The organism is Paenibacillus sp. P32E (assembly GCF_001909085.1).
Lineage (GTDB): Bacteria > Bacillota > Bacilli > Paenibacillales > Paenibacillaceae > Paenibacillus_AQ > Paenibacillus_AQ helianthi.
In genome coordinates this window covers 129338-143128 of record NZ_LVYY01000035.1, presented here as the reverse complement: position 1 = coordinate 143128, position 13791 = coordinate 129338, and the positions used below count along the sequence as shown (strand labels likewise).

The 13791-nt window shown below is 46.0% G+C and carries 7 protein-coding genes; all 7 read left to right on the top strand.

The window, feature by feature from the left end; translation table 11 throughout:
* The first annotated feature begins 107 nt into the window (after positions 1–107).
* The 7 genes from A3848_RS23500 to A3848_RS23470 all read left to right on the top strand — a co-directional run bounded on the left by A3848_RS23500 (position 108) and on the right by A3848_RS23470 (position 13761).
* Positions 108–449 carry a hypothetical protein gene (locus A3848_RS23500; protein WP_074087303.1) on the top strand — a complete coding sequence of 114 codons (342 nt, stop codon included), beginning with the start codon at positions 108–110 and terminating at the stop codon, positions 447–449.
* Positions 450–945: 496 nt separating this feature from the next.
* Entirely contained in the window at positions 946–3834 is a 2889-nt protein-coding gene (locus A3848_RS23495) for an S-layer homology domain-containing protein (protein WP_074087302.1), read from the top strand.
* Positions 3835–3935: 101 nt separating this feature from the next.
* A complete protein-coding gene (locus tag A3848_RS23490) occupies positions 3936–4499 on the top strand; it encodes a hypothetical protein (protein ID WP_074087443.1) in 564 nt (187 codons plus the stop codon).
* A gap of 286 nt (positions 4500–4785) precedes the next feature.
* A complete protein-coding gene (locus A3848_RS23485; protein ID WP_074087301.1) occupies positions 4786–5055 on the top strand; it encodes an alpha/beta-type small acid-soluble spore protein in 270 nt (89 codons plus the stop codon).
* Between the two features lie 257 nt (positions 5056–5312).
* Positions 5313–6515, top strand: a complete 1203-nt coding sequence (gene metK, locus A3848_RS23480) for a methionine adenosyltransferase (RefSeq protein ID WP_074087300.1) — start codon at positions 5313–5315, stop codon at positions 6513–6515.
* 261 nt (positions 6516–6776) lie between these two features.
* Entirely contained in the window at positions 6777–10814 is a 4038-nt protein-coding gene (locus A3848_RS23475) for an Ig-like domain-containing protein (protein ID WP_074087299.1), read from the top strand.
* 232 nt (positions 10815–11046) lie between these two features.
* Positions 11047–13761, top strand: coding sequence for a stalk domain-containing protein (locus tag A3848_RS23470; protein WP_074087442.1), 2715 nt, complete (start codon positions 11047–11049; stop codon positions 13759–13761).
* Positions 13762–13791 lie beyond the last annotated feature (30 nt).

Genomic DNA, 13791 nt, shown 5'->3' with positions numbered 1-13791 from the left:
TCTTTTGTAATGGAAAATATCTGCCATCGACATTAACTTTGTAATCTGTATCGTTTTACGTTACAATAACTTAGAAAATAATATTTTCTGAAAGGTGAAAGCCATCGATGAAACCGATTTTATCAAAAGCACAGCTAGACTACATGAAAGCAAAGAATGCGTTTGAGAATAGAGCAAAAGTTATGGAAAAGGAAATTGCCGCAAAACGTGCATTGCAGGAGATAACGCAAGAGGTTATGGAAGAGCTTGTACAGGCTACAGGATTCCATGACGCATACAATGATCTTGTCTCTGCAGAGAATGCTCTAATTGAATGGTCGCATACTACGATCAAACATGAGAAGACCTACCGCGAAAATCGCGGGGCAATTGATGCAATGTACGAGAACGTAAACGCCAGCCCTGAGAAACGTCAGGAATTGATTCAACTATCAATGAAGATTCGTTAGACTATAGCTATAGAGAAAGCGCCTAGATGGGCGCTTTTTGTTTGCTCTTATTATCAAAGAATGGTTTGAAATAGGATAATTATGTTTATTTACTTAACAAATATTGCTTAATGACGTTTTAAAAGTCTCTATGCTATACTGAGTCCCGTAGCCCCCCATCATTAACAATAGTTAGTAGAACATACATAATGTATCTTCTAATGGAAAAATGCCAGGTCACAGTCCTTAAAAAAATATTTTGAACAAAGCGCAACTTTTCTGAATCATCTGCGTTTAAGGTGTAGAGTCATTTACCAACGGCATTTGCAATATCGAAGAGCATAGCCGATTGGAAAAATTAGCTTTACGTGACTTGAGGCACATTGTATAATACTTAGGTAGAATTAGGAATCTAGTATTACTCTGTCTTCAACCTGTTTACAAGTTTCTGTGATACCCGTCACAGACATTATTTATACTTAATATGCTCAACTCGGGAAAGGGGGTGCATCGGCTAATGAGTGACATGAGCTACCCAACTAAAGAAAAATCTCAGTTCATGAACGTCCAAGGAGGAGAAAAAAAGGTTATGAAGAAAATTTTATCCGTAGCATTATCTACAGCAATGGCATTCTCGATGTTTGCCTCTGTAGCGTTTGGTGAAACTGCAACTGCAACAACTCCACAAGCAAAATTTGATGCTTTAGCAGCTAAGGGTGTCCTTAACGGATATCCAGACGGTAAAGCTCATCTTGAAAAAGATCTGACTCGTGCTGAGTTTGCTAAGATCGTTACTAAATTGTTCGGTCTTACTGAAGTAACTGGCAAACTGTCTTACAAAGACAAAGGTTACACAGCAAGTAACTGGGCAGTTCCTTACATCGAAGCAGCTTCTGCAGCTAAATTGATGCAAGGTAAAGATACTGTTAAAGGTATCTTCGACTACAACGGTAAAGTAACAGTTGAAGAAGTAGCGGCTGTATTGTTCCGCGCTCTGAAACTTGAAACTCCAGCTACAACTGATAACTCCGCATCTGCATGGGCTAAGGGCTATGCTCAAGCAGTTATCAACGCAGGACTGGTTGCTCAAGGTACTAACTTCAAAGCTAACGCTACTCGCTCTTTGGTGGTAGAAGCAGCTTATGCAGTTGACACTATCTCTAAAGCTCCTGCAATCAAAACTGTAGAAGTTTTGGATGCTACAACTTTGAGCGTAACATTTGTTGACGGCAAAACTGCCGAAATCAAATTGGCTACAGCTCTTGTGGCTGACAAAGCAACTGAAGTAACCTTCACTTACAACGGTTACTCCTACAAGTACACAGTTACACTGACTGCTCCACAAGTTAAAACTGTAACTGTTCTGAATGCTAAGCAAATTCAAGTAGTATTCAACAGAACTGTGAATGAAGATTCTGCAAAAACTGTAACGAACTATACTTACCAAACCAATACAATGACTAAGGCACTGGCAATCCCTTCCAAGAGCGTTCTTGAACTTGGTGCGGATAAGAGAACAGTAACAATCACAACTCCAGATGCTTTGAATACAAGCTTTGGTGCTGGCGTTGCTATTACTGCCGGAACTCCATTCAAATTCTCTGTTACTGGCGTAAAAGATACGTCTGCTGCAACAGTTGCTGATTACACTGCAACTTTGACTTCCAGTGATTCCGTTGCTCCAGTATTGACTGCTGCAAGTGCAACAGCTAAGACAACAACAAATGTTGTTACTCTTACTTTCTCCGAACCAGTTGACCCAACTGGCGCAATTGTATATGTGGGTGGCGTTGCTGCAAAATCCGAAGCTGGTTCCACTCCTACAACAATTAAAGTAACAACTGGTCAAACTCTGACTGCTGGTAAATCCTATGAAATCAGCGCTTTGAACTTCAAAGATTTCGCTGGCAACTTCTTGGCTCCAAACCCAACTGCTTTGTCTGTGGCGGTGTCCTCTGACGTAGTAGCTCCAGTAGTTCAAAGCGTAACAGCAACACGCGATAACTTGATCAAAGTTGTATTTGACAAGAATGTTGCAGCTCCAATTACTGGTGCAGTTAAACTTCTTGATGGTAACGGAAACCCTGTAACAGTATTGAACTCCAAACCTGATGGAAAAAATCTTAATGTTGAACTTGGAACTGTACCTTTCAATTCCGCCGGTACTTTCACTGGTACATTGATCCTTACAGACGCAATCCAAGATACTTTGGGTAATGCTAAAACAACTACAAGTCATGCTGTTACGTTGACTAAGGACGTAATTGCTCCTGTGGTTCAATCCGCATCTTATGACACTAGCAAAATCGCTACTGGCGAAATTGTTGTTAAGTTCAGTGAAGATGTTACAGCTTCCGGTAGCGCTAGTGCATTCAGCTTGATTAATGCTAATGGTGTGGTAGTTACTAGCCCTACACTTGTGTCAGCTGTTGGTGACGCAAATGATTCCACACAATTGCGTGTTACTACAAGTACAGCTCTGACTTCCGGTACTTACACTCTGCGTGTAAACAACGGCGTTGCTAAGGATAAATCCACTCAAACAAACAGTAACGGTGCAGCTGTTCTGAGCTTTACTGTGGGTGCTTCTTCCGATAGCGGCAAACCAGAAGTAGCAACTACTGCAACTTCAGTACCAGCTGCAAATCGTTTGGCTGGTAACCAAATTAAGATCACCATGAAAGACAACATCGGTCTTGATCTGGTATCTGTTCAAAACGTAAGCAATTACTTGCTCAATGGTAAAGCACTTCCATCCGGAGCTTATGTAACAGTTGTGTTGGATTCTGGTGTTTCTGAAAGTGCAGCAACTGGTATTACTGCGGTTATCAACTTGCCAGCTGGCTCTATCGCATCCACTGAAGGTTACACACTTAATGTCACTAATGTTAAAGACAAAGCTGGAAATATCGCTAATGCGGTTGCTGTTTCCGGTCTGGGTCTAAACGATGATGTATCACCAGTTATGAATTCTGCAACAATCTCCAGCAATGGTTTGGTTGTTCTTGGATTCAGTGAAAATGTATCCACAGTAACGGCTGGAACTTACAATGACTTCGAATTCGTAATCAATAACGTAACTGTAGCTGGATCTAATGTTCAAAACATTGCTACATTTGCACCAGGAACTGGTACTGATGCAGGTAAATATGTAGTTACCTTCAAACAACTGGTTGACGCTACTGGTCAATTGTTCCTAGATGTTGATGGTAGTGGTACTTACACTGCTGGTGATATCCTGATTCAAACTGCTTCCACTGCTTCTAATGGAACGTTTGATGTGAACAAGGTTGCTACATTAACTGTTAGAGTTTCTAATGCAGCTGATACTGTAACTGACGTTGTTAAATCACCAAGTCCATTCGCTAACCCAATCACTACTGGCACAAGCATCACAGTGAAATAATATTTCACCTAAGCTTTACATTAAGGCAGAGAGCAGTGATGCTCTCTGCCTTTTTATTTAGTTATTCGTATCAGAATGAGAAAGGGCTGAACTATAGACGTATGAATAAACTAACAAAAATTTCTGCGCTTACTGCAGTTCTAGGTATCACTCTTGTCGCAGGATCCATTATGAATCCTTTTGCTGAAGGAGCAAGTGTAGGCTCGCAGCCAGGAACAGCCGATGATCCGGTTGTAACCAAAAGTTATGTGGACCAGCAAATTCAGAAAGCACTTCAGGGTGGTGGAACTGTTACTCAAGCACCAGTGGCAACAGCTACCCCCGCAACAACTGCCGCACCAAGCAAAACTTCTACCCCTGGACCATCAAGCACACCGGCCCAGATTGCCTCAACTGCGTATGTTATTGTCGATGTGAAGCCAGGTCAAACCCTGATTGCCGGAGCAGGTGCGGAGTTTATTGTACGTGCCGGTAAGGCAGTAATCACTACACAAGACAGCAATGGCGTCGGTGACCTGACCGACGGAGTAGATCTTGCCAATGGAACTGCAGTTCCGACAAACCACTTGCTATCTTTTCCACGTGAAGGCCGGGGGATAACTGTCCAAGACGGTCAAACGTTGGGTCTGGTTGTCATGGTTCGCGGCACATATACGTTAAAATAACCAATACTGAATACACGTATTTTTGAAATTGCATGATTTTTTTGTTAGAATATGGGTCTTATATGTTTCACGCAATAAATGATTTTTATATTTAGCGCTGAAACGGATACTGTAAAGGACGGCGAAGCCGTTTCGGCTTACTTACCAGATAGGATACCCTAAAGATGGCTTGATCATACTCTCGGAACGGATTGCCACGACTGACAAACATTGAAATGACTCGGGATTATGGATCAAGCGCACAATACTTCCTGTATTCTTAATAATCATCAGGAGGTGCTTGATTATGGCACGTGCTAATCGTACAGTGGTACCCGAAAGCCGGGCAATGCTCAAACAAATGCAATACGAAATTGCTTCTGAGTTTGGTTTATATGGTGCTCCTTCTAGCGGGGGAGCAGATACTGAATTTGCCTCTGAGCTTGGTGTAACCGGTGATTCCATAGGGTATGGATCTTCTTATCTGGGACATCTTACTTCCCGAGACAATGGATCTGTTGGTGGAGAAATTACCAAGAGGCTTGTGAAGCAGGCCGAGCAGTCTCTTTTTAAATAAGAATGGCTTGAATTGACACCATCCGGCAAATAAGATAATATGACTTTTGAGGAAAGCCATAACCTTTTCCAATCGGAAAAGGTTCATTTTTTGAACTTATTCAACAAAAACTATGATTATTGAGTCGAGGGTATTAAGTAATGCTAGACGGAAGTGGACAGGCTGGTCCAATTCTATTTTTTATGAGATGTTTAGTCTGGTATTCACGAAAGATCTCTTTATACAGTGTCAAATAAACAATATGGGAGGTTGTTGTATTGTCTATTAAAGGACGTCATTTGTTTACATCAGAGTCTGTAACCGAGGGACATCCGGATAAAATCTGCGATCAGATCTCCGATGCAGTCCTCGATGCTTTTTTGGCTAATGATCCTAATGCCCGTGTGGCTTGTGAAGTTGCTGTTGCAACAGGTCTGGTATTGGTCATTGGTGAGATCAGCACCAAATCGGAATATGTGGATATCCCGGCAATTGTTCGCAATACCATCAAGGAAATTGGCTATACGCGTGCGAAATTCGGTTTTGACTATAATACATGTGCCGTTTTGAGCTCATTAAATGAACAGTCAGCAGACATTGCCCAAGGGGTCAATGCTGCACTGGAGAACCGGGACCCTGCACAGGTTGCTGAGGAAACTGCAAATATTGGTGCCGGCGATCAAGGACTGATGTTTGGTTTTGCTACCAATGAAACTCCTGAATTAATGCCGCTGCCCATTGCATTGTCTCATCGTATTGCCCGCCGCTTGTCTGAGGTCCGTAAGGATGGTACCTTGGAGTATTTGCGTCCCGACGGCAAAACACAGGTAACCATTGAATACGACAATGATAGACCGGTTCGAGTGGACACCATAGTAGTCTCTACACAGCATGCGGAAGAAATCTCGCTTGAACAGATTCAGGCTGATATTAAGGAATATGTGATTCTGCCCGTAGTTCCGGCTGAGCTGCTTGATGAAAATACGAAGTACTTTATTAATCCGACAGGACGTTTTGTCATTGGTGGTCCACAAGGCGATGCAGGTCTGACCGGACGTAAGATTATCGTCGATACCTATGGCGGTTATGCCCGTCATGGCGGTGGTGCGTTCTCAGGGAAGGATCCGACGAAAGTTGACCGTTCTGCGGCTTATGCAGCCCGTTACGTGGCTAAGAATCTGGTTGCTGCCGGCTTGGCTGACAAATGTGAGATTCAATTGGCTTATGCCATTGGGGTAGCTAATCCTGTCTCGATTAATGTGGATACATACGGAACAGGTAAAATCAGTGAAGAAAAGCTTGCCGAGCTGATTAGCAGTAATTTTGATCTTCGTCCAGCCGGAATCATTTCAATGCTGGATCTGCGTAAGCCTATCTATAGACAAACCGCAGCGTATGGCCATTTTGGACGTACGGATATTGACCTTCCATGGGAACGGGTAGACAAAGCCGAAATGCTGAAGACTCAGGCAGGACTATAAGATACAGGTGATTTTCACAACACTGGGCATGCATATTGCTCTGATATAACGAGTTTCTTCCTTATTATATGCTCGCCCGCAGGACAGCGCTTTGATCATTAGAGCCAGCTGCTGCGGGCTTTTTTGTGCGCCTGGAAATGTAATGGTTTGTATTCCCCTCTATCCCATCCTGGAAGTCTTCTAAACTTTGGAAGCCTTGTAGCCGAAATATAAGAATATATGTAAAAACGAATGTATGGCTTGAGAGGAGTCTATCACCACATGAAAAGAAAAGTTACCATATGGGCAGCACTCATTCTGGCAGGGGAATTACTCTTGGGGACGGTCTCTCCTTCACTAGGACTTGGGACATCGCCGGTATTCGCCGCAAGTGAGTTCGGGTTGTCTGCAACTTCACCTGCTGCAGGGGAGACGAACATCAACATAGGCTCATCGATCAAACTGAGTTTTGACCATGTAGTGACTCCGCAGAGCGGAGATATCACAATTACCCAGGCAGGTACACCTTTTGCTACTATTCCCGTAGGGAGTCTCGGATTGGTCGGAACCTCTAATTACTTTGAAATCAAATGGGGGCCTAATAAGCCGCTTGAAGCCAACAAAAGCTATAATGTATCACTTCCGAGGGGGCTATTTAAAGATAGCTCGGGAGCGGAATCATCGGCGACAAACTGGACATTCACCACTTCTCCTGAAGTTAGTGCCGCCGTGTCTATTACTGAATTCTCACCAGTGAACAACTCACGGCCTGATTCTACAACACTGAACCAATTGAACTTCAAGCTCAACAAGAAGCTGCAAAAAGGCGGAGGGTCCGCAAAGCTCATCTCTTCAGCCGACAATACACTTATTCAGGAGTTCAAATTCAGAGACGGAGAACCCTATGTAAATGTGCAAAGCGATGGCACTACCACTAATGTAAGTATGACCTTGGCCAGTAGACTGACGCCAGGCGGTACTTATTATGTACTGATCGACAACTATGCACTCAAAGATGACGATAACCGCACCTTTTCCGGGATATCCAGCGGCAGCGTATGGAGCTTTACGGCCAAAAGCAATGGAGTAGGGGGAACCGTTTCACCTGCCGGAGGTTCTACTGGTATTCATCCTGCAAGTGATATCCAACTGAATTTTGACCGGCCGATGATGCCCAATACAGGCGCAATCTCATTGACACCCGTTAACAACAGTGCAGGAAGTATAAAATATTTTAATGTCAATTCTACAGCGGTTACAGGAGGTGGTACGCGAACCATCACAGTAGATGCGGCCTCGCCTGCGAACATGTTGCTGGAGAAAACCATGTATACCGTTTCTGTGCCGCAAGGAGCCTTTTATGATCAGGACGGCAATTTATTCCCTGCTTCCGGGCCACTTACATGGAGCTATACCACAAGTGAGATCACGGGGTTTGGTATCGAGTCGCTTACTCCAGTAGACCGCAGCGAAGCTGTAGGACTTAACCCAACTATCAAAATTACATTTAACAGGAATGTTGTACAGAACAATGCGGTGGCAAATCCGGTAACCCTTTATAAGGGGGATGGTACAAAACTGAATTCAAACCTATCGGCAGGTGCTACGGCCAAAGAGTTTATCGTAACCCCAGCCGCGGCATTTGAGAATAATACGACGTACTACTTGGATATTGCCAATGGCGCTTTTGTGGATGCTAACAATAGTCAGGTTATCTATGGCGGACTAAGCGGCAAAAATGCCTGGAGCTTTCAGACTTATTCGCTGGACAAGACAGCTCCCGTGCTCGCGCTTGCACAACTGGATAATACCCGCACCATCCGTTTGAAATATGATGAAATACTAAAAACTGATGCGTCGCTGCTGCCTTCAAGCTTTGTCGTGACTGTTAACGATGAGAAGCGTGCGATTGATGGCATCTCCATTCAGGGAGACAGTATCTACATCACGCTCAGTACAGGAGTTGCTGTGGGTCAGGTTATCAAGATCAGTTATACAGGAGGACTTCGGACCATTCAGGATTTGAGCGGGAATGTTGCCAGTACCTTCTCCCAGCGTCAGGTTACCAATGGAGTCCAATCCGCTTTAACGAATCTTAAAGACGGAATACTTACCGGGAAAACTGTCTTGCTAAATTTTAATGATACTCTAAAAGCAGCCAATTCTAATGCTTACAGCCAATTCAATGTGTATGCAGATGGTACTTCTCTTGGGGTGAACACGATTACCTCCAGTGGGGCAACGGTTTACTTGAGCTTGAACAATGCAGCGACAAACACCCAGATTATCCGTGTGTCTTATTCTGCGGGCTCTTATCCGGTGCAGGATGTGAATGGGCAGAATGTAGCGAATTTCAGTGATGTCTATATCCGCAATAGTGGGGACACGGTTGCACCAGCGTTTCAGAGTGCGACCGGTTCAGGCAACAAAATTGTACTGACCTATAACGAGGGATTATCTTCAACCAGTCTTCCAATGAACAGCCAGTTTTCCGTTCTGGTAGGCAGTACACCGAACTACGTTACGGGCGTGGATGTTAGTGGAGTGCAAGTCACCTTAAAGCTGCAGAGTGCGCTGGCAGTGAATCAGCCGACTACAGTCTCGTACGTACCAGGAACAACAGGAATCAGCGATCTGAACGGCAACCGTGCGCCATATCTTAACCTTCAGCCGGTGAGCGTTTCGGGTACAAGCGGTACTACAGTCCCTAATATCAGTTCAGCAACCATTACAGGGGACGAGCTGACTTTGACCTTCAGCAAAACCATGCAGGCCTCTTCAACACTGAACGCAAATCAATTTGCTGTAAGATTTGACGGCAGCAGTATTGGTGTGCAGAGCTATTACATGTCCGGCAATACACTCAAATTGGTGCTGTCCAGCGTGGCAAAGACAGGTCAAGCGGTGGATGTATCCTATATGTCTAGTTCAGGTACTATCTCCGATCAAAGTGGGACTACCTTATCTTCCTTTAGCGCACTTACGGTACAAAATCTGACGGGGATTACAGGAAATTCCTCAATAGCAGGCAGCCCCTCTTATCTGGGGATCTTGGCAGCCAGTGAGTTTGGAAAAGAATATCCTTTGCTCAAAAGCGACTCCTCTACAACGGTAGATGACCGTTCGGTGTACAGCCAATCTGCAAAAAGATATAACCTGACCGCTGACCGCCTAAAGGCCAGTTATGATTTTGTATACAAACTCGGCAGTTCCGCAGTGGCTTTTGAGGTTCCTTCAACGGAATCGTCAGCCTATGTGAGTGTACCACTCAAACCTCTGCTGGATGCAGTGAACCGTGACAGCAAGGCGGTATTTCTGGTCCGTTATGGTGACCATCTATACAGTCTTGGGCTAAGTAACGTGAATATGAACAGTCTTGCCGCGACATTGATTGCCGACAGCAACAATATCTCACTTGTTTTGCGGCTGGAGAAGGTCCCTGCCGGCACCTTTACACCATTTGAGCAAAAGCTGCAGACACAGGGGCTTCGGACCATAACCGGACTTATGGATATCCGCCTAAGTGCTGCGGTTAACGGAAATTACACCAGCACTACTGCGTTGAGTGTACCTGCTGAATATACAGTGCGTACAACTGCTACGCTGAACGGTGACCAGACTTCGGCTGCCAGATTGGATCTTGCATACTATGATGCTACCTATCTCCCAACCAAAATCAGCGCAGCGGGCAGTTATACAGTGATCAAAGCCAGCACGACCGGCAATCAGGTAGTCGGTACATTCCTCTCGACCCGGAGTTTTTCCGACATGAGCAGTCATTGGAGCAAAGCGATCGTTTCTCAATTAGCCGCTAAGAATATTATCGACAGCAGCTATGGCAGTGCTTTTATGCCGGAGCAGAAGATTACACGGTCTGAGTTTGCTATTATGCTCAGCCGGGGACTGGGGCTGCTGGGAGACCGGGAGACGGCACAGCGCTTCAGAGATGTACAGCCTTCAACCCAGACAGGCGATTATATTGGCGCAGCCGCCAAAGCTGGGATTATTACCGGAAATACGGATGCTACGTTCCGTCCGAGTGATAATATCACCCGTGAGCAAATGGCAATTATGATGATCCGGGCTATGGAGTATACCGGGCATCCGATAACCCTGAATGGAAGCTCCGCTTCCGCTTTGGCGGCATTCAAGGATCGTTCCAGCATTCAAAGTCAGGCTGCTGAATTTGTGGCTAAGGCTGTACAGCAAGGAATTATCCTGGGAATGACTACCACCAAATTTCAGCCTCAGGGTAATGCCACACGTGCCCAAGCTGCCGTTATGCTGCAACGGATGTTGACCATGGCAGGATATCTGTAAACTCAAATGAAATATACTTAAGGCCCCGCTTTTGCGGGGCTTTTTTTGCATTCCCTGTGCCGCTCCAAGAAGAAGAGGATTTAGCTTAAATCTAGCAATATTCGCAACTTTTCCTCTTAAAATCAGTCTATTAAAGGGTAGCGGGAAACTAGGAATGTGTTCCCAGCCTTTGAAAGATTCTTGATATTTAAAAAAGAGATGGGAGAGTTACGCTGAAATGAATGAAGTTTTCATGGGGAAGAAGAGTAGAGAGCAGTTGCAGGAAATGAAGAAGCAGCCAGCCAAAAAGTGGATTGCGACTTCATTGGCAGGAGTACTGTGGATCATGCCCGTCCTAGGCATTGAAGGTATGCCGCAATTTAGTTCAGGGCCGGCACCGATCGCGGAGGCAGCCTCCTCCTTTGCCGTTACCAAGCTGGGTGAAGAGGTTATTACTTCAGGCGCTATTATGATGAAATATAAATACACAACTGCCCGTTCCGGGAAAGCAGCCAGCGGTCTTGCGGATGTTATCCGCATCGATCTTAGTAATGCTTACGTATCCCTCGATGTCATGACCGGCAAGGGCGGCCATTTGACTACGCGGCAAAGCACCGGAGGCATGGCTGCGGAGACAGGGGCAGTAGCCGCGGTTAACGGAGACTATTTCAATACAGGCGGTGAAGGTGCACCCATCGGTGGGCAGGTGTCCGGCGGAGTTGTTGTATCCACACCTTCACAGCTTGACGGAATGTACGCTTTTGCTGTTACCAAAGACCGCAAACCCGTGATTGATGAGTATTCATTCGAAGGACTGGTTACCGCGGAGGACGGAGCCCAATTCCCATTGTCTGGTATCAATAAAGGTGCATACAGCCCGGAGGGCGGCAGCTCGACTTATAGTCATGCCAACGCAGCGTATATCTATACAGATGCCTGGACGGCTCTGGACCGGCCAAAGAACAGCTCGACTACACCTACCGAGGTGCTTGTGGAAAACGATATCATTACCCAGATTTCAGCGGACAAAGCTTTGCCCATGGCGGTTCCAAAGGGAGCCTACATCCTGCGGACACACGGGCTGGGAGCCCAGTTCGTTAAAGCTCATCTGGTTGTAGGACAAAAGCTGAGCAGTGTCTACACCCTACGTTCCAAAACTACGAAGCAGGAACTTGATCCAGCCAGTCTGCAGATGATGATTGGCGGGCATACCATTCTGGTGAATAACGGCCAAGCGGCTACGTTTTCCCGCTCCACCTCCAGTATCGGAGGCTATCGTGCACGAACAGCGCTGGGCTACTCACAGGATGGACGGTATGTATACGTAATTGCAGTCGAAGACAATGCCAATAGTGCGGGGATGTCGCTGACTGAGCTGCAATCCTTTATGACAAATATCGGTGTCTGGAAAGGATTGAATCTGGACGGGGGCGGTTCTACAACCATGGTTGACCGGCCGCTTGCCGAAACCTCGACGACCCTGACCTTCAACACCGAGTATGGTACCGAGCAGAGGAGTATTGTCAACGGGGTGGGTGTGTATACCTCGGCTCCGCAAGGGGAAGTGAAAGGGATCAAAATTAGCGGCAGTTCGGCAATGCTGATCGGACAAAAGGCAAGCTATTCTTTAAAAGGCTATGATACGTACTACAATCCAATCGATGTGGCTTCGGGCAATCCTTCCTGGACTTCAAGTAACGGCAGTGTAACCATAAGCGGCGGGGAAGCTACTGCTGTCAAAGCAGGCACCGCTACATTGACAGCCGCAAGCGGGGCTGCCACTGCCTCGACCAAGGTTACGGTACTAGGTGGAGAGAACCTCTCAAGCCTAACGGTAGGAACAGCAACCGCGCCACTCACAGCCGGGGCGTCAGTGTCTGTACCTGTGACAGCTGTAGCCCAAAATGGTTCTTCGCTTACCGTTCCGCCAGCATCACTGAACTGGGAGCTGATAGGCTTTAAGGGCAGTGTGGTGGACGGCAAACTTACGGTTGATTCCGTGGACCCTGGTGTTACGACAGGATATGCTATTGCTCGTTATGACGGATTCAGCACTGCAGTTGTCTTGTCAGCAGCAACTGCAACCCCGTGGGAGGATTTTGAAAATGTTAGTTATCCTATCGCATTCACATCCAATGTGAGCAGTGTGACCGGAACTGCGGCAGTTATGGCGGGAAGCGCTGAAAAAGCGGGCTCCAAAGTGCTGTCACTCAGCTATGATATGACTGCGGGCAGCGGCAAAATGTACGCATATGCCCAGCTTAATGGAAGCAGTGGCAAAAGCATACCGGCAGCGGCAACATCGATGTCACTTGATGTAATGGGGGATATGAGCCTTAACTGGCTGCGGGCAGAAGTGGTGGATGGAAGCGGAGCTATTTCCTACATCGATCTGGCCAAAGTGATCGACTGGAACGGCTGGAAAAACCTCAATATTGATTTGTCAGGTTCCGGCATCAAGTTCCCGGCATCATTGAAGCGTCTGTATGTGGTGAATGTGGAGGAAGGCCAGGATGAACGGGCCAAGACAGGCACGGTTGCTTTTGACAATCTGTCATTCGTCATGCCTTCCCTATCGAGTGAAGCCGGACTTCCGAAGGGAACTGCTGCGATGAGCATCGGGTCCAAGTCTATTACACTAAACGGTGTGAAGAAACCGATTGATGTGGCTCCGATTGTCAAAAATGGAAGCACCTACGTGCCGATAAAGGTAGTTATGGATGCATTTGGCGGGAGTGCCTCATGGGATAAGAACACCAAAGGGATTCTGGTGCTGCGTGGGGCCAAGGCGCTTGATCTGACCGTAAACATGAAGGAATTTGTATTGAACGGTAAACGCCAAAGTGCTGAAGTAGCGCCTTTAATCCTACAAGGCAGGACTTTAGTACCGCTCAGATTAGTTTCAGAACAACTGGGATTGACCGTAAAATGGGAACAGAAAACGAAGACCGTAACTATCGAATCGTGATATGGTAATATTAAAGGAAAGCCTTTAATA